The organism is Arthrobacter sp. BE255, from assembly GCF_031457335.1.
Lineage (GTDB): Bacteria > Actinomycetota > Actinomycetes > Actinomycetales > Micrococcaceae > Arthrobacter.
On sequence record NZ_JAVDWK010000005.1, the window covers coordinates 334,858 to 352,741 of the forward strand.

The 17,884-nt window shown below is 64.3% G+C and carries 12 protein-coding genes; 4 read left to right on the plus strand and 8 right to left on the minus strand.

What is annotated here, in order from left to right:
* Positions 1-18 precede the first annotated feature (18 nt).
* The 5 genes from J2X42_RS11950 to J2X42_RS11970 all read right to left on the minus strand — a co-directional run bounded on the left by J2X42_RS11950 (position 19) and on the right by J2X42_RS11970 (position 7,417).
* Positions 19-1,002: an ABC transporter permease gene (locus J2X42_RS11950; RefSeq protein WP_310165358.1), complete on the minus strand. Its 984-nt coding sequence runs from the start codon at positions 1,000-1,002 to the stop codon at positions 19-21.
* Between the two features lie 10 nt (positions 1,003-1,012).
* A complete protein-coding gene (locus tag J2X42_RS11955; protein WP_310165359.1) occupies positions 1,013-2,524 on the minus strand; it encodes a sugar ABC transporter ATP-binding protein in 1,512 nt (503 codons plus the stop codon).
* Positions 2,525-2,634: 110 nt separating this feature from the next.
* Positions 2,635-3,657: a sugar ABC transporter substrate-binding protein gene (locus tag J2X42_RS11960; RefSeq protein ID WP_310165361.1), complete on the minus strand. Its 1,023-nt coding sequence runs from the start codon at positions 3,655-3,657 to the stop codon at positions 2,635-2,637.
* 24 nt (positions 3,658-3,681) lie between these two features.
* Positions 3,682-5,355, minus strand: coding sequence for a hydantoinase B/oxoprolinase family protein (locus J2X42_RS11965; RefSeq protein ID WP_310165363.1), 1,674 nt, complete (start codon positions 5,353-5,355; stop codon positions 3,682-3,684).
* A gap of 10 nt (positions 5,356-5,365) precedes the next feature.
* Positions 5,366-7,417 (minus strand): hydantoinase/oxoprolinase family protein, encoded by a 2,052-nt coding sequence (locus tag J2X42_RS11970; protein ID WP_310165365.1) that lies wholly within the window; start codon positions 7,415-7,417, stop codon positions 5,366-5,368.
* A 335-nt stretch (positions 7,418-7,752) separates the two neighbouring features.
* On the opposite strand from J2X42_RS11970, the gene dtd reads away from it, so the two are divergent.
* The 3 genes from dtd to J2X42_RS11985 all read left to right on the plus strand — a co-directional run bounded on the left by dtd (position 7,753) and on the right by J2X42_RS11985 (position 12,142).
* Positions 7,753-8,205 (plus strand): D-aminoacyl-tRNA deacylase, encoded by a 453-nt coding sequence (gene dtd / locus J2X42_RS11975; protein WP_310165368.1) that lies wholly within the window; start codon positions 7,753-7,755, stop codon positions 8,203-8,205.
* Positions 8,206-8,369: 164 nt separating this feature from the next.
* Entirely contained in the window at positions 8,370-10,103 is a 1,734-nt protein-coding gene (locus J2X42_RS11980; protein WP_310165370.1) for an ABC transporter ATP-binding protein, read from the plus strand.
* Positions 10,100-12,142, plus strand: coding sequence for an ABC transporter ATP-binding protein (locus tag J2X42_RS11985; protein ID WP_310165372.1), 2,043 nt, complete (start codon positions 10,100-10,102; stop codon positions 12,140-12,142). Before J2X42_RS11980 ends, J2X42_RS11985 begins: the two co-directional genes overlap by 4 nt.
* 73 nt (positions 12,143-12,215) lie before the next feature.
* Here the strand turns inward: J2X42_RS11985 and J2X42_RS11990 are convergent, their stop codons facing one another.
* The 3 genes from J2X42_RS11990 to J2X42_RS12000 are packed head-to-tail and all read right to left on the minus strand — an operon-like array spanning position 12,216 to position 15,483.
* Positions 12,216-13,328 (minus strand): low specificity L-threonine aldolase, encoded by a 1,113-nt coding sequence (locus tag J2X42_RS11990; protein ID WP_310165374.1) that lies wholly within the window; start codon positions 13,326-13,328, stop codon positions 12,216-12,218.
* Positions 13,325-14,083, minus strand: a complete 759-nt coding sequence (locus J2X42_RS11995) for an SDR family NAD(P)-dependent oxidoreductase (protein WP_310165376.1) — start codon at positions 14,081-14,083, stop codon at positions 13,325-13,327. Before J2X42_RS11995 ends, J2X42_RS11990 begins: the two co-directional genes overlap by 4 nt.
* Positions 14,080-15,483 (minus strand): DUF6421 family protein, encoded by a 1,404-nt coding sequence (locus J2X42_RS12000; protein ID WP_310165378.1) that lies wholly within the window; start codon positions 15,481-15,483, stop codon positions 14,080-14,082. Before J2X42_RS12000 ends, J2X42_RS11995 begins: the two co-directional genes overlap by 4 nt.
* 495 nt (positions 15,484-15,978) lie before the next feature.
* Here J2X42_RS12000 and J2X42_RS12005 point away from each other — a divergent pair, with 495 nt between their 5' ends.
* Positions 15,979-17,562: an amino acid permease gene (locus tag J2X42_RS12005; RefSeq protein WP_310165379.1), complete on the plus strand. Its 1,584-nt coding sequence runs from the start codon at positions 15,979-15,981 to the stop codon at positions 17,560-17,562.
* Positions 17,563-17,884: the final 322 nt, after the last annotated feature.

Here is a 17,884-nt window from a genome sequence, read left to right on the forward strand (position 1 = left end):
AGGGTCCACCCTGGACCGTCATCTGGTGGCTTTGCGGAAGAACAATCCGTCGGCTGCAACGGCCACCAGGATGAGGACACCTGTCACCACCTGCTGGTACGTGGTATCCCAATGCAGCAGGTTGAAACCGTTGCTGATGACGGTGAGGATCATGACTCCCACGAAGGCCCTCCACATGGCGCCCTGCCCGCCCATGATGCTGGTGCCGCCGATGACCACAGCGGCGATTGCGGTGAGCTCGATGCCGATGGCCATGGCCGGTTGCGCCGAGCCGGCACGCGAGGCAAGAATCATGCCGGCCATTGCCGAGCAGAGACCGCTGATGGCGAAGACCGCAACGTGGATTGAGCCCGTACGGATGCCGCTCAGGCGGGCCGCTTCCTGGTTGCCGCCTACGGCGTAGATCCTGCGGCCGAAGGTGGTGCGCCAGAGAACAATTCCCAGGACCGCGGTCATTGCCAGCATCAATACCGAGCCGGCCGTGAGGCCGAAGATGCTGGGCCACGTCCAGGTTTGGAAGGTTGCGAGCTGGTCGGGCAGCGGTGCGACTATCGCGCCGCCGGTGATCACGATGGCGAGGCCCCGGTAAATGATGCTCACCGCGAGTGTTCCGATGAACGAGTTGACCTTCGTGCTCACCACGATCAGCCCTGTGAGGGTCCCCAGCAGGGCGCCCACCAGCAAAGCCCCGAAGAACCCTGCCGCAACACCGAAGTGCTGGGTGAGCATCACGCCCGAAATGGCGGAGACTGCGAGGGTTGCGGTGGAGGAAAGGTCAAAAACCCCGCTGATGATGCACAGCGTGGCTGCCGCGGCGAGCAGCCCCACGACGGCGGCCTGGTCGAACAGGTTGATGAAGTTGCGGCCCGTGAGGAATGTTCCGGTGTTCAGGGCCAGGAACAGCATGATGGCGGCCAGGCCAAAAACGATTCCGAAATCTTTGAGATTCAGATTGAACTTTTTCTCTGCCGTCGAAGGCACGGCAACTGTTGTTGTGCTCATGTGGATTCACCTATTTCAGGAAAGCGGAAGTCATGACTTCATCGCGGGAGGCGTTTCGGTCGAACTCGGCAACAATGCGCCCGTGCCTCATGACATGGACACGGTGGGACAGGCCGAGCACTTCCTCGAGCTCGGAGCTGACCACGATGACTGCTGTACCCTTAGCAGCCAGTTCAACGATGATGCTGTGGATCCGGGCCTTGGCTGCGATGTCCACTCCCCGGGTGGGTTCATCCACCAACAGCACTGCCGGAGGATCCAACAGCCATTTGGCGAAAAGCGCCTTCTGCTGGTTCCCGCCGGAAAGGTTGGCAATGGGCTGTCCCGGGCGGGCGCCGCGCAGGTCAACTGACTTGCTGACGTCCTTGACGGCCGCCCTTTCCCGCCGTGAACTGACGAAGCCGGCCCATGACCGGCCCGACAGGGTTGAGAGGGCAATATTCTCTGAGGCTGGACGGGACATGACCAGTCCCTGTTCTTTCCGCGACTCCGGAATGAGGGCAATACCTGCTTTGATGGCGTCCCTGATGGAGCAGGCGCGGAGGCGGCGGCCGTTGATCTCGACGTAGCCGCCGGTGGTCCGGTCTGCACCGAAAATGGCGAGCAGGGTTTCGCTGCGGCCGCTGCCCACGAGGCCGGCGATGCCCAGGATCTCTCCGCGACGGACCTCAATGGATATGTCGCTAACCTTGGTGCTGGTCAATCCGACAACCCGAAGAACCGTCTCAGCTTTGGACGACACCTGCGGAACTTCGGGGAGGAGGAAATCGACGTCCCGGCCAACCATCAGCCGCACGAGCGACTCCGGCGTATGGCCGGCAGCGTCTTCGGTGACGATGTGCTGTCCGTCGCGCAGAATGGTCACCCGGTCCACCAACTCCAGGACTTCCTCCAGGTAATGGGAGACGATGAGGACGGTGGTCCCGGTAGAGGCCAGCCTTTTGATAACCTGCAGGAGTTTTTCCTTCTCGGCCTCGTTAAGGACCGCTGTGGGTTCGTCCATGCACAGCACCTTCGCCCCGCGGGCGAGGGCTTTCAGGATTTCCACCTGCTGCTGTTGGCCGATAGGCAGGTTCCCCACGGTTGCCCGGGGGTCCAGGTCAAAACCGGTCTCTTCCAACAGCCGGGCGAAATGGTCACCGTCCTTGTTGGGGCGGAGGATGCTTCCCCTCTGGGCCCAGCGGCCCAGGAAGACATTCTCCAGCACCGACAGATTGGGGATCAGTGCCAATTCTTGGGAGATGAGGGAAATCCCGTGGGAAATGGCGTCCCGTGGGGTTGTGATCCTGACCGGGTTTCCGTCCAATTCCATGGTGCCGGAGTCCGCCATGATGGCACCGCCCAGGATTTTGAGCAGGGTGCTCTTTCCTGCGCCGTTTTCCCCCATGATGCCGTGGATTTCCCCGGGGGTTACCGACAGTGTGACGTCCTTCAGTACCGGGGTTGCACCGTAACGTTTACCGATTCCGGAGACGGTGATCTCCGGTGCGGTCCGCCGGCTGGCATGCTCAGGTTTTTCCAACTGTTGTATCGCCATGTTGACCTCTGGAAATGGAAGGGAGTTGAGGGCCGGATCCCCGGGGCCGAAGCGGTAAGACTCCGGCCCAGGGGTTGCCCCGGGAGGTGGCTGGACTAGTCCGAGTACTTTGAGACGTAGTTCAGGGCATCGAGTGCCTCTTTGGTGCCCTTGCTGTTGTTGGGGGCCAGGCTGGCTTCGTCGATGGCAGTTTCCACCTGCTTGCCCCGCGCCTTGGCGAGCCCCAGTTCGGTGGCCTTGGCGCCGTTGGCTACGACGTCGCTGACGTAGATGGAGAACCATTTACCGGACCGGACCGCTTCCACATTGGAAACGGATGCTCCGTTGCCGATGAACTTGACGTCGCTGTTCCCGGCGGCTGCGGCGGCCCCGGTGATGGCCTGGGATGCGCCAATCACCACGTCAACATCAGGGTTCGCCTGTGAGACGTTTTGGAATGCCTGGCGGCCGGTGTCCTGGGTGTACCCGCCTTCCACGCTGGCCACGAGCTTGATTTTCGGATCGGTGGCCAGTTCCGTCTTCACGGCATCGGTCCGGGCGTTATCCAGGGGCATGGCCTTGAAGCCTTCAAGGTAGGCCACCTTGCACGTGTCGCCCGGCACCGTGGCGCAGGCTTGCTTGCCCATCTCGCCGAGCACCTTGCCGTTGCGGGTGGGCAGGTCCACGATGCTGATGGCACCAGGGACCTGCGCCTCGATGGTGTCGAACTTTGGCCCGATGACCGAGAATTCGACAACCACCGTGATGCCCGCCTGTACGGCCTGCGTCAAAGGTGCGATGAGGGCCTGGTTGTCATTGGCCTGGACCACGATCACCTCGAACTGCTTGGAGGTGACGGCGTCCTGGATCTGCTGGACCTGGGTCTGGGCGCTGAAATTGGAGTCCACGAAGGTGGCGCTGGCGTTGTTGGCTTTGGCCGCCTGCTCCACGCCGAGGTACGTGCCCTGGGCAAAACCGTTGGATTTGGCAAAACCGAAGAATCCAACGTTGAGTTTCTGGTCTGCACCGGCAGCCACTGCTTCTGTGGTGCTGGTCTGGGCGGGCGGGGCGCATGCTGAGGTCAGCAGGGCGAGGCTCATGAGGGCCATCGCTGCGGCTGGACGTTTGGTGATTTTCACAGTCAATCCTTTCTGGCGCGGCGTTTAGTAGCCGTAGTGGGTTTTGGCGAAGTCCTCGGTGATGAAACCGTTGACAATGTCGTACTCAATGTCTTCTTGGGAGCGCTTGGAGACGTCTCCGAAACCGCCGCCGCCCCCGACGGCGAGGCGGACGACGTCGCCGGCCTTGATTTTCCGTGCGTTGGCCTTCAGCGTCCGGACCTCATCGTGGCGGCCAGGATTGATCACTACCTCCGGGCCTTGGGCGTCAGAACCGCCGAAGAGGCCCCAGGCCGGCGTCTTGGACCTTTCGAACCACAGCCCCACGACGCAGTCGGCCAGGAACTCGTATTCACGGATAACTCCGTTGCCGCCCCGCCACTGGCCAGGGCCACCGGAGTTCGGGCGGATGGAGTACTCGTTGATCCGCAGCGGGTAACGGGTTTCCATCATTTCGATGGGCAGGTCCTTGAGGGACCCGTTGACGTTGTTGATCATGGCGGATTCGCCGTCGGTTCCCTGCCAGGCGCCCCAGCCGCCAAGAGTGGCTTCCATGCTGACGAAGTTCCGGCCGAAGCGGGGGTCGAAGCCGGCGGCAGTAATGATCATGGAGTCACCATGGCTGGCGCTGGCTACGCGTTCAGGCATGGCGGGTGCCATTGCCTTGGAGACCAAGTCGATCAGCAGCCCGAGATGCGAGAAGTACCACTGGCATGGTGCCGGTGCCACGGCGCCCAGCACCGAGCCGGAACGCACCTGGGTGGTCATGGGGCGGAAGGATCCGCCGTTGGAGTTGGAGTCAGGGCTGACCAGGAGCTTGTACCCCACGCGCAGGGCCGAGACGGCCTGGGCTGCGCCGCAGTTGACCGGGCCCATAGTCTGGTCGGCGGAGCCGGTGACGTCGAAGTCGACAGTGTCGCCGGCGACGGTGATCTTCAGCCTGATGGGGATGGGCGTGTCCAGGTTGATGCCGTCGTTGTCCAGGAAGCCTTCGGCTTCGTACACGCCGTCGGGGATGTTGCGGACGGTTTCGCGCTCAATCTCCTCGGTCTGGCGGAAGATCTCATCGCGTGCGGCATCGAGCTGCTCCATGCCGTACCGGCCCACCAGCTCCTTCATCCGGGTGGTTCCCATCCGGAGTGCGGCGATCATCGCGTGCATGTCGCCGATGGTCTGGTAGGGGAAGCGGACGTTGGTGCGGATCAGGTCCACCACGGAGGTTTCAATGCCGGCTTCCATGAGCTTGACCGGCCCCATACGGAAGCCTTCCTGGAAGATGTCCGTGGCATCCATCGACCCGCCCACATCCTTGGACCCCATGTCCATCCAGTGCGCGCGGGTGGCGGCGAAGCCAACCACCGAGCCATCGTCAAAAATCGGCGCGAAGATGGTGACATCGTTCAGGTGCGTTCCGCCGAGGTAGGAGTCGTTGAGGATCCACACGTCCCCTTCCTGCCAGACCTCACGGCCGTACAGCTCCTCCACAGCAATGGAGCACGTTTCGAGGTTGCCGAGGAACAGAGGGAGCCCGGCGGACTGTCCGAGTACGCGGTGTTCGGTGTCCAGCAGCGCCACCACGCAGTCACCGCCCTCGTAGAGGATGGGTGAGTAGGCGGAGCGGATCAGGGTGGCGTTCATATCGTCCGCGGCGCTGGTGAGCGCGTTGCGGATGATTTCCACGGTTACGGGATCCAGGGTTTTGACTGCAGTGATTGTCATTAGTGGTACCTCAATTTCCTTCTGCGTCTTCAGTGCGGATGACCAGGGAGCCGAACTCGTCGACCGTGACGTTGAACCCGGGCGGCACCACGGTGGTGGCCGTCTGCTCCACGATGATGGCGGGACCTTCAAAGGTGTGCCCGGCGGCCAGGTCGTCGCGGCGCACTACGGTGGTCTCGTGTTCCACGTGGTCAAAGACCACCCGGCGCATTTCGTGCTTGAACTCGGGGCTCTGCGCGGTTGCGAAGAGCGGTGCCTCCAGCCGGCCCAGGTCGCCTACCGCCTGTGTCCGCAGTGCGACGATCTCGATGGGGGCGCCCAGGTTGGAGTGCCCGTAGCGCTCGTGGTACATCGCGGAGAAGCGGACCGCCAGGTCGCCGACGAAGCCCTCTGACTCGGGTTCGTCGGCGGAGGTGAGGGGGACGTTCAGTGAGAATTCCTGCGACTGGTAGCGCACGTCCACGGAAGCGGTGGTTTGGCGGCTTTCCTCAGGGACGCCTTCGGAAACCAGGGACGTCAGGCCCTCCACTTCCATCCTTCGCAGGACACCGGCCATGTCAGCCACGTCGATGTCTTCGTCGAGGAAGAAGTACGGTTCGGAGAAGTCCTTGCGGATGTTCGTCTGCAGCATGCCCCACGCCGAAAACGCACCGGGGAACCGGGGAACCACGGTTTCCGGGATCCCGAGTTCCTTGGCGAGGAAGACCGCGTGCATGGGCCCTGCGCCGCCGAAAGCGACGAGGGCAAAGTCGCGGGGTTCGATGCCCCGGGAAATGGTGATGGTCCTGATGGCCTGGGCCATCTGGGAGTTGGCTACGTCGCAGATGCCTTCGGCCATGGCGATGGGGTCCAGGCCGAGCTCGTCTCCGACTGTCTTCAGGGCTGTGATGGCTGCTTCGCGGTCCAGGGCAACCTGTCCGCCGGCGAACCAGTCGGGGTCCACGCGGCCGAGCACCAGGTTGGCGTCGGTGACCGTGGGTTCGGTGCCGCCGCGGCCGTAGCAGGCCGGGCCGGGGTTGGCTCCTGCGGAACGCGGTCCGACCCGCAGGCCGCCGGCTTCGAGCCAAGCGACGGAGCCGCCGCCGGCGCCGACGGTGTGGATGTTCACAACGCTCATGAGCATCGGCAGACCTTCAAGGTGGGCCTCCGTGGAGACATCCGGCTTGCCGTCGACCACCAAGGAAACGTCAAAGGATGTGCCGCCCATGTCCACACCGATGAGGTTGCGGTTTCCCGAGACTCCGGCCAGTTCGACATCGCCCATGGCACCGCCGACGGGGCCGGAAAGCAATGTCTGCAGCGGGCGCTTACGGGCGGACTCGGCGGTAAGTACTCCGCCGGAGGACTGCATGATGTGCAGCGGAGCCTCCACGCCGCGGTCGGCAAGCTTCTCTTCCAGGTCCAGAAGGTAATTGCGGACCACGGGGCCCGTGTAGGCCTCAACCACGGCGGAGGAGGTGCGCTCGTATTCACGCCACTCCTTGGCTGCTTCATGTGAAAGCGAGACGGTGAAATCCTCGCCCAGTTCTTCGAGCAGGATTTCGCGGGCACGAAGTTCATGGGCCGGGTTCTTGTAGCTGAAGAGGAATGCCACGGCAACGGCGCCGTATCCCTCCTGCTGTGCCCGGCGGGCCGCCTGGCGGACGGCAACTTCGTCAAGCGGGCGGATCTCGTGGCCCTGACCGTCGAGGCGTCCGCCGACGCCGATGACGTCCTTCCGCTCGACCAGGGGAGCCGGCTTGCGGTACTGGGCGTTGTAAAGCTCCAGGCGGGGGCCGCGGGCGATGTGGTACGAGTCCTCCACGCCCGCAGTGGCCAGCAGCAGTACCGGAACGCCGCGACGCTCAAGGAAAGCGTTGAGGCCCTGGGTCGTGCCATGCACCAGGAATTCGATATCGGAAAGGTCGGTAACAATCGATTCGAGACCGGCGATGACGCCGGCGCTCAGGTTGCCCGGCGTGGTGGATGCTTTCGTCGCCTCGTAGGTCCCTGCGCTTTGGTCGTACGCCACGATGTCCGTGAACGTTCCGCCGATATCCATCGACACCCTGTAGTTCGGCATGTGTATCTCCTCATGGTTCTGGGTGGAACTTGGTGTGTGGAAAATCACGTTAGACAGGGGGCTTTCCGGAACGCGGTGCATCATGCACAATCTGGGGCTGGGGGATAGGGCTCCCTGCCTAAAGGAGCCCAAGGAAAGCCCATCTAGCAGGGGATCTTGGCACCCGAGAAATTGGGGAGTGGATTTCTTGTTTGGGTGCTTGACGCGTTCATGGCGGTGCCGTTAGCCTGTCCCGCCGCTGCGGCGGCGGGCTGTCGGGAAGATAACGGACGGCGCCTGGAGCGTGGCGAATAGGGTGTGGGAGAACCCGCCCACTTCGCCCCGCCGCGGACTCCGTGCGAGCCATCCTTCAGCGGGTCACCCGAGCCGAGGTCACCGTCGACGGCGAAACGGTGGGGTCCATTGACCGCCCGGGACTCGTTGTCCTGGCCGGCGTCACCCACACGGACACGCTGGATGATGCGGAGGCCCTCGCCGCCAAGATCTGGACCTTGCGGATCCTTGACGGCGAGAAGTCGTGTGCCGACCAGAACGGGCCCCTGCTGGTGGTCAGCCAGTTCACGCTGTACGCCGACACGCGGCGTGGGCGGCGCCCGTCCTGGTCGGACGCGGCGCCGGCGGACACCAGTGAGCCCTTGATTGAACACCTGGTCACTTCCCTGCGCGGCCTTGGGGCGGAGGTTTCCACCGGGCGGTTCGGGGCCATGATGCAAGTGTCCCTGGTCAATGACGGACCGTTCACGATCAGCCTCGACACCGCCGATTTTTCAGCTCCCCGCCGCGGCTGAGAGGTGTGTGCCGGGAAGGAAGCCGGTACGTGTCCTTGCGCACCTAAATACGCTGTGGGAGAACCCGCCCACTTCTCCCGGCAGCCCACTGGTTGCCCCCAGCAACCAGACGTAAACTGACCTTCGAACCGCTTCCCGCGGGACCGAAATGGGTTGGAGCCGCTTTGCTCTGGAAACTGCTTGTTGAATACCTGCGGCCGCACCGGCAGCTGCTGATCGCCGTCGTCATCTTCCAGCTGGCGCAGTCCATCGCGTCCCTCTACCTGCCCACGCTGAACGCGGACATCATCGACGAGGGCGTGGCCAAGGGGGACACCGGCGTCATCCTCAGCCTGGGCGCCCTCATGCTGGGCATCACGCTGCTGCAGATCGTCTGCGCCGTGATTGCGGTGTACTTCGGCGCGAAGGCGGCCATGGGCGTGGGCCGGGACCTGCGCGGCGCCATCTTCTCCCGGGTGGGCGAGTTCTCCGAGCAGGAAGTCACCAGGTTCGGCGCGCCCAGCCTGATCACCCGGTCCACCAACGACGTCCAGCAGGTCCAGCAGCTGGTGCTGATGGCGGCCACCATGATGGTGGCCGCGCCCATGCTCGCCATCGGCGGCGTGATCATGGCCGTCCGGCAGGACCTCCAGCTGTCCTGGCTGATCGCCGTCGCCGTGCCCGCCCTCATGATCGGCGTGGGCCTGATTATCGTCCGGATGGTGCCGCTGTTCCGGAAGATGCAGAAGCGGATCGACACGGTGAACCGGGTGCTCCGCGAGCAGCTCACCGGCATCCGGGTGGTGCGCGCGTTCGTCCGCGAGGACATCGAAACGGCCCGCTTCGCCCAGGCCAACGAGGACGTCACGGACACCGCGCTGCGTGCCGGCCGGCTGATGGCGCTCGCGTTCCCCGTGGTGATGCTGGTGCTGAACATCTCCAGCGTGGCGGTGATCTGGTTCGGCTCGTTCCGGATCGAGGACGGCTCCATGCAGGTGGGCACCCTCATCGCGTTCCTGAGCTACCTGATGCAGATCCTGATGTCCGTCATGATGGCCACGTTCATGGCCGTGATGATCCCTCGCGCCGCTGTCTCCGCGGACCGGATCGGCGAGGTGCTTGGCACCGAGTCCAGCGTCCGGCCGCCGAAGAATCCGCTCAGCAGCGCGGTGCGCCGCGGCGAGCTGGAAATGCTCGACGCCGGATTCGCCTACCCGGGTGCCGACCAGCCGGTCCTGTCCGGGATCAGCTTCACCGCCCGGGCGGGGCAGACCACGGCGATCATCGGCTCCACCGGCGCCGGCAAGACCACCCTGGTGAACCTCATGCCGCGGCTGTTCGACGCCACCACCGGCTCGGTCAGGATCGACGGCGTGGACGTGCGCGAGCTGCACCCGGACCTGCTCTGGGGCCACATAGGCCTGGTGCCGCAGCGGCCCTACCTGTTCACCGGCACCGTCCGCAGCAACCTGCAGTACGGCAAGCCGGACGCCACCGAGGACGAGTGCTGGGAAGCTCTGGAGATCGCCCAGGCCCGCGACTTCGTGGAGGAGATGGAGGGCGGCCTGGATGCGCCCATCTCGCAGGGCGGCACCAATGTTTCCGGCGGGCAGCGGCAACGGCTGGCCATCGCCCGGGCCCTGGTGAAACGGCCCGAGCTGTACATCTTTGACGACTCGTTCTCCTCGCTGGACACCGGCACCGACGCCCGGCTCCGGCAGGCGCTCAAGCGCAGCACCGCCGGCGCCACCCTGGTGATCATCGCCCAGCGCGTGTCCAGCATCGTGGACGCGGACCAGATCCTCGTGCTCGACGACGGCAGGATCGTGGGGCGCGGAACGCACAGTGAGCTGCTGGAGACCTCCGAGACGTACCGCGAGATTGTGTCCTCCCAGCTGGCAGCGGAGGAAACGGTATGAGCACGCAGAACCGGCCGCCGTCGGGCTCCACCCACAACGCCGGCCACGGCGGCACCGCACCCGCCCCGAAAACCGGGACTGCCGACGTCGTACGCATCCCGCGTCCGGCGGGCGGACCCGGACGCGGCGGACCGTTCGCGGGGATGAACGTGCCGGCGGAGAAGGCGATGAACTTCGGCCCGTCAGCGAAACGGCTGCTGGGCACGCTGCGGCCGGAGCGGGCGTGGCTGCTGCTGGTGCTGGTGATGGGCATCGCCAGCGTGGCGCTCTCGGTGATCGGGCCGCGGCTGCTGGGCGAGGGCACCAACCTGATCTTCGCCGGCGTGGTGTCCAAGCAGTTGCCGCCCGGGGTGAGCAAGGCGGAGCTGATCGCACAGCTGCGGGCCGCGGGGGAGAACCAGAAGGCGGACATGCTCACGCCCATGGCGCTGACGCCGGGCGAGGGGATCGACTTCGCCGCGCTGTCGAATGTGCTGCTGTGGGCGCTGGTGCTGTATGCGCTGGCGTCGGCGTTCATGTGGGTGCAGGCGTATGTGCTGAACGGGGTGGTGCAGCGGACGGTGTTCGGGCTGCGCGAGGAGATCGACGCGAAGATCAACCGGCTGCCGCTGCGGTACTTCGACTCGATCCAGCGCGGCGAGCTGCTGAGCCGCGTGACCAACGATGTGGACAACATCTCGCAGAGCCTGCAGCAGTCCATCAGCCAGGCGGTCACCTCGGTGCTGACGGTGGTGGGTGTGCTGGTGATGATGGTGATCCTCTCGCCCACGCTGGCGCTGATCGCGCTGGTGACCATTCCGCTGACGCTGGGGATCACGGCGCTGATCGCCAAGCGCTCGCAGAAGCTGTTTGTGGCGCAGTGGAAGAACACGGGCGAGCTGAACGGGCAGATCGAGGAAACCTACACCGGGCATGCGCTGGTGAAGGTGTTCGGCCGGCAGCGCGAGGTGGAGGAACGGTTCCGGCAGAAGAACGTGGAACTCTACGACGCGAGCTTCGGCGCGCAGTTCATCTCCGGGCTGATCATGCCGGCCATGACGTTCATCGGGAACCTGGTGTACGTGGGGATCGCGGTGGTGGGCGGCCTGCAGGTGGCGTCCGGGGCGATGCAGCTGGGCGATGTGCAGGCGTTCATCCAGTACTCGCGGCAGTTCACGATGCCGCTGGCGCAGCTGGGGTCCATGGCCAACCTGCTGCAGTCCGGGGTGGCGTCGGCGGAGCGGGTGTTCTCGCTGCTGGACGAGGACGAGCAGTCGCCGGATGCCGCTGGCGGGGTTTCTGTTGACGGGGCCGGGCGCGGGCGGCTGGTGTTCGAGGACGTGTCCTTCTCCTACTCGCCGGACAAGCCGCTGATCTCTTCTTTGTCTCTTGTGGCCGAGCCGGGGCAGACGGTGGCGATCGTCGGCCCCACCGGGGCGGGCAAGACCACGCTGGTGAACCTGATGATGCGGTTCTACGAGCTCGATGCCGGCCGGATAACGCTCGACGGCGTCGACATCACCTCGGTGCCCCGGCGGGAACTGCGCTCGCGGCTGGGCATGGTGCTGCAGGATACATGGCTGTTCGGCGGCACCATCCGGGACAACATCGCGTACGGGCGTCCCACGGCTACCGAGGCCGAGATTCTCGAGGCGGCGCAGGCCACGTACGTGGACCGGTTCGTGCATTCGCTGCCGGAGGGGTACGACACGGTGTTGGAGGACGAGGGGTCCAACGTGTCCGCGGGGGAGAAGCAGCTGCTGACCATTGCCCGGGCGTTCCTGGCGCGGCCTTCTGTCTTGATCCTGGACGAGGCGACGTCTTCGGTGGATACCCGGACCGAGGTGCTGGTGCAGAAGGCGATGCGTGCGCTGCGGTCCGACCGGACTTCCTTTGTGATTGCGCACCGCCTGTCCACTATCCGCGACGCCGACCTCATCCTGGTGATGGAGGCCGGCCAGATCGTGGAGCAGGGGACCCACGCGTCGCTGCTGGCAGCGGGCGGGGCTTACGCCCGGCTGTACGAGGCGCAGTTCGCGGCTCCCGTGGCGGAGGTTTAGGGAGCGGGCGCGGCCTCCTGAGACCGCGCCCGCCGGAAAGTACCGCCACCGGATGGCAGTGACGTCTCCTTATTCAGGCGTTTTCGTTGGCTGGAGAGCCCACGGCAGCCTTCACCGCAGCAACGAGAGAATGGACGTCGGACTCGGTGGTGTCCCACGAGCACATCCACCGGACTTCCCCGCGTGCCTGGTCCCAGTCATAGAAGCGGAAGGATTCCCGGACTTTCGCCGCCGCCCCGGGTGGAAGGACTGCAAAGACGCCATTGGACTGGGTTGGTTGGGTCAGCGAGACGCCGTCAATGGCCGAAATTCCGTGGCTGAGCCTTTGGGCCATGTCGTTGGCCTGGCTGGCGGACCGCAGCCACAACCCATCCGTTAGCAGGGCTATGAGTTGCGCGGAGACGAAGCGCATCTTTGAGGCCAGCTGCATGTTCATCTTGCGCAGGTAGCTCATGCCCGGATCGGACTGTGAGCCGAGCCAGATAACGGCTTCGCCGAAAAGCAGCCCGTTCTTGGTGCCGCCAAAAGACAGGACGTCCACACCGGCGTCGGCGGTGAATGCCCGCAAAGGAAGCCCGAGATGTGCTGCAGCGTTGGCCAGCCTTGCTCCGTCCAGGTGCAGTTTCATGCCCTTCGCATGGACATGTTCAGCGATCCGTCGGATTTCTTCCGGCGTGTAGCAGGTGCCCAGCTCGGTGGTCTGGGTGATCGAGACCACCAGCGGTTGCGCCCGGTGCTCGTCACCCCACCCCCAGGCTTCGGCGTCGATCAGTTCCGGGGTGAGTTTGCCATCCGGTGTGGGGACAGGGAGGAGCTTTATTCCGCCAATCCGTTCCGGGGCACCGTTTTCGTCGGTATTGATATGCGCTGTTGCTGCGCAGATGACAGCGCCCCACCGCGGGAGCAGCGCTTGCAGGGCAAGGACGTTGGCCCCTGTTCCATTGAAGACCGGATATGCGGTGGCAGCTGCCCCGAAGTGGGATTTGATGAGAACTTGAAGCGCTGCTGTGTAGGCATCTTCGCCGTATGCGGTGACGTGGCCTTCGTTGGCTGCCTGAACTGCTTCGATGATTTCGGCGTGCGCCCCGGCGTAGTTATCCGAGGCGAAGCCCCGGTATGCCGGGTCGTGCAGGCGCCCCGCCAGTACCTGTGGGACGCCTGCCTTTGTCTCAACGCTGACGCTCACGCCGGTGCACCCGCGAGGAGGCCGGCCGTGAGGGGCAAGCGCTGCCCGTTGATCTGTCCTGCCTCTATGCCGAAGATCTGCTGAACAGCGTCGGCAAGGACACTGACATCGGTGTAGCCCGGAAATTTCCGTTCCGGCTGGGCTGCGCGCATCCGGTCATCGACCAGGGCCTTGACGACGAAGACCAGGGCGGCTGAGTGCTGGGCGGCGTCGGGGATTCCGTTTCCTCCCTGCAGGTGCCGGAATCCGTCGGCCACGGCCATGGTCCATGCCTCGGCGGCGGACTTGACGGCGGCATAGGCGGCGCCGCCCGCCGTCGGCGAGGAGGCGGACTGTGCGGAAACGACGGCCAGGCGGCCCGCAGGGGAGGCATTCAAATCGTCGTAAAAAGCGCGGCTGGTGTTCCGCAACGTGGTGAGGACGCTGGTGTGCAGGAAGTCCCAGTCATCATCCGTCTGGTCTGTAATTCCGGTACCGCCCCGCCACCCGCCGACAAGATGGATCAGGCCGTCCACGGGACCCAGATCATTCCGGACAGACGCCGCCAGGTCCTCAACGGCTTGCAGGTCCGCGAGGTTGCAGACATAGCCGGTGACGTTGGTGTACGCGGCCGCGAGCTCCTGCACGCGGTCCTCAAGGATGTCCACGGCGGCCACGCGTGCCCCTGCTTGCGAGAGGGCGTGGACTACCGCGACGCCTGCGGCGCTTGTCGAACCGGCGACGACGACCGTACGCCCCGAGAGGTCCTGGCTCATGCGCCCGCCTCGCCGTCGGTCTTCACAGGGCTCTTCCCGGTGATCCCGGCAGTTGATTCAATGACCGAGGACATCTTCTTCTCCAGTGCTTCGTAGAACATCGACAGGGGGAATTCGTCATCAAGGATCTGGTCCGTCAGGTCCCGGAGCGGGCCGTTCACCGGAAGGGCTTCCGGTCCCTTGGCCCACACGGAGGCCGGGTGGGGGGTGAGGGTTTCGGAGACGAGCTCGTAGGCAGCCAGCCAGTGTGCGACCTTCGGCCGGTCGATTGAACGCCAGTAGAGTTCCTCGATGCGGAGACCCAGCTCGACGACCACGCCGGCGACGTCCGCCCAGTCGATGCTCAACTTTCCATCGGTCCAGTGCAGGACCCGGTGCTGGTGCATCCAGGCGAACAGCAGTTGGCCGCCCACTGCGTCGTAGTTACGGACCCTGTTCCCTGTAATCGCGAAGCGGAAAATGCGGTCGAATATCACGGCGTACTGCACCAGCTTGGCGTGCTTGCGGGTGTCCTCGGACGCCGTTTCGTCCCGCTCGATGAGGACGGACTCGCGGAAGGCGGTCAGATCGCAGCGGAGCTCCTCCAGGGAGTACAGGAAAAATGGCATCCGCTGCTTGATCATGAACGGGTCAAAGGGCAGGTCACCGCGCATGTGGGTCCGGTCATGGATCAGATCCCACATCACAAAGGTCTTCTCCGTGAGGTGCTGGTCCTCGATCAATTCCGCGGCGTCCGCCGGCAGGTCCAGGGAAGTGATGTCGGCAGCGGCTTTGAGGACGCGACGGAACCGGGCAGCTTCGCGGTCCGCGAAGATACCTCCCCACGTGAAGGACGGGGTGCTCCGGACCGCTACGCTCTCGGGGAATAGAACTGCGGAGTTCGTGTCATAACCGGGCGTGAAATCGATGAAGCTGATGGGGACGAACAGCTTGTTGGAGTAGTTTGTTGCCTCCAGGTCAGCCACGAATGAAGGCCAGATGACCTCGATGAGGACGGCCTCGAAGTAGCGGTTCGTGCTGCCGTTCTGCGTGTACATGGGAAACAGAACCAGGTGCGGCAGCCCGTCGATGCGCCATTGCTCGGGGTGGAAGGCTACCAATGAGTCGAGGAAATCCGGTACGGCGAAGCCCCCGGACGCCCACCGCTGGAGGTCCTGCACGAGCAGTTCAAGGTAGTCCGTGTCGTGGGGGAGGTGGTGGCGCAGCCCGTTGATTGAGTCGGCAATGATGCCGACATGCCGGCGGGCCTGGTCATGGTCAGCGGGTTCCGGAACGGAACCGTCCTGCACTTGAACCTGCTGCAGCCCGACGACGGCTGCCTTCAGAGCCTGCCATGCGGGGAGCGCCTTGAGGTCTTCTGCCCGGATGGTTGTCACTTCAGGGCTTGCGGTTACAGACATGCTTGTTCCTTCCGTTGAGGGGATTCCTGAAGAAGTTAGCAGTGCGTAAGCATCCGTGAATGATTCTTCCAACATGCATAAGAAATGCTTTTGCTCGGGGCCCGCTCTTCACTGCAATGCCTGCGTCCGACCTGGGGGTCAGCGGTTTTGAGACATCCCGGCAGCGGCGCCTCACGACGAACAAGCAGCGATATCGGGACGGATCGGGGTCGGCTCCTGCCGCCCGTGCCACCTGTGGCGTGGGCTGCTCGCCGCCTACTGGCGCGTCTTAGCAGATCGTCAGGGCTGCTTAGCCACCGGACGGCATCAGGTCAGCAACTCTTGTGCTCAGATGGGATTGCCACCGCCTATGCGTAAGGACTTGACCCGTCGGACGTGCAACATTCGCCCCGCCAAATGTCGCCTCCTTTGCCTGTGTTAGCTTGATCACCATCCTTCCCGGCCCGAGGGCTTCGGAAGGCCCAAATTCACCGCAGCTACCTTTTCGGAGGCACCATGGGACTTGGCTCCCACACGCAAATAAGTGATCGGGCTATTGATTTCGACGAAGAAATCAAGCCCGATGGAACACAGGGGTCCTCCCTTGCGATAGCGGCAGATCGCCCTACCGGCGGATCCACCAACGAACTCAAGCGCGGGCTCAACCACCGCCACCTGCAGATGATCGCCATCGGCGGCGCGATCGGTACCGGCCTGTTTGTGGCCTCGGGCAGCACCATTTCCCAGGCGGGTCCCGGCGGTGCTTTGGCCGGCTACGCGCTGGTCGGGCTGATGGTCTTCCTGCTGATGCAGTCACTGGGCGAGATGTCGGCCAAAATTCCGGTTGCCGGTTCGTTCCAGTCCTTTGCCACCCGTTTCGTCTCCCCGTCCTTTGGGTTCGCGATCGGCTGGAACTATTGGTTCAACTGGGCCATCACGGTGGCCGCAGAACTGGTCGCCGCCGGAATCATCATGGACTTCTGGTTCCCTGGGGTCCCGGGATGGGTGTGGGCCGGGATCTTCCTGGTGGTGCTGACCGGGCTCAATGCCCTCTCGGCCAAGGCTTTTGGTGAGTCGGAGTTCTGGCTGTCACTGATCAAGGTCAGCGCAGTGGTGCTCTTCCTGATCGCCGGCGTGCTGATGATTTTCGGCATCCTCGGGGATAACTCCCCGGGACTGAGCAACTGGGAAAACCGCGATGACGTGTTCCATGGGGGCTGGGTCTCGATCATCTCGGTCTTCATGGTTGCCGGGTTCTCCTTCCAGGGCACCGAGCTCGTAGGAGTCGCCGCCGGCGAAGCGAAGAACCCGCGCCGCGAGGTGCCGAAGGCTATCCGCACTGTCTTCTGGCGCATCATGCTTTTCTACATTGGCGCCATCTTTATCATCGGCTGCCTCATCCCCTTCACCGATCCCAGCCTGCTGGCCTCCGGTGAGTCCGATATTGCGTCATCGCCCTTTACCCTGGTTTTCTCGCGCGCCGGAATCGCGTTCGCGGCGGCCTTGATGAACGCCGTGATCCTGACCGCAATCCTGTCCGCGGGCAACTCCGGACTGTATGCCTCCACCCGGATGCTTTACGCCATGGCCCATGACGGCATGGCCCCGAAGATCTTCGGCCGAACCAATGCGCGTGGTGTGCCGATCGCGGCGTTGCTTGCGACGGCGGCCGTGGGACTGTTCGGGTTCCTCTCCGCGATCGTCGGGCAGGGTGCTGCCTACTCCTGGCTGCTGAACATGTCGGGCCTGTGCGGCTTCATCGTGTGGGCCGGCATCGCGGTCTCCCACTACCGTTTCAGACGCGGCTTCCTGGCGCAGGGAAACAAGGTCAGCGACCTGCCGTACAAAGCATCCCTGTTCCCCATTGGCCCGCTGCTGGCCTTCGCCTTGCTCATTCTGGTCATCGCGGGACAGAACTACGAGGCTGTGCTGGCCGGACGGTCCTTTGAGGTGCTTTCCTCCTACATCGGGTTGCCAGTCTTCATCGTTCTGTGGCTGGGTCACCGCTACATCACCAAGTCCAAAGTGGTGCCGCTGCTCGAGATGGATCTCACGGCACCTCAGGACGTCGAGGACGAACCTAGAGGCACCATCCGGTAGTAGGCCAGAAGGGGGAAGTCGGGTGCGAACAGCACCCGGCGTCGCTCCTTCCCAGGTCAGTAACGGTCGTTTCTGACCCACACCTGGCAAGCTTCAGGCCATCGTCACCCGCGGCATCCGGCTCCCATCTTCGTTGAGGTAACCGTCGAAACCACCGGCGTTCATCCAGTACTCGCGGCAGTTCACCATGCCGCTGGCGCAGCTGGGGTCCATGGCCAACCTGCTGCAGTCCGGGGGGGGGGGGGGGGGGGGGGGGGGGGGGGGGGGCGGGGGGGGGGGGGGGGGGGGGGGGGGGGGGGGGGGGGGGGGGGGGGGGGGGGGG

Coding starts and splice junctions, on each gene's coding strand:
- J2X42_RS11950 (WP_310165358.1), bottom strand. CDS start 1,002: ATGAGCACAACAACAGTTGCCGTGCCTTCGACGGCAGAGAAAAAGTTC.
- J2X42_RS11965 (WP_310165363.1), bottom strand. CDS start 5,355: ATGACAATCACTGCAGTCAAAACCCTGGATCCCGTAACCGTGGAAATC.
- J2X42_RS11970 (WP_310165365.1), bottom strand. CDS start 7,417: ATGCCGAACTACAGGGTGTCGATGGATATCGGCGGAACGTTCACGGAC.
- J2X42_RS11985 (WP_310165372.1), top strand. CDS start 10,100: ATGAGCACGCAGAACCGGCCGCCGTCGGGCTCCACCCACAACGCCGGC.
- J2X42_RS11995 (WP_310165376.1), bottom strand. CDS start 14,083: ATGAGCCAGGACCTCTCGGGGCGTACGGTCGTCGTCGCCGGTTCGACA.
- J2X42_RS12000 (WP_310165378.1), bottom strand. CDS start 15,483: ATGTCTGTAACCGCAAGCCCTGAAGTGACAACCATCCGGGCAGAAGAC.
- J2X42_RS12005 (WP_310165379.1), top strand. CDS start 15,979: ATGGGACTTGGCTCCCACACGCAAATAAGTGATCGGGCTATTGATTTC.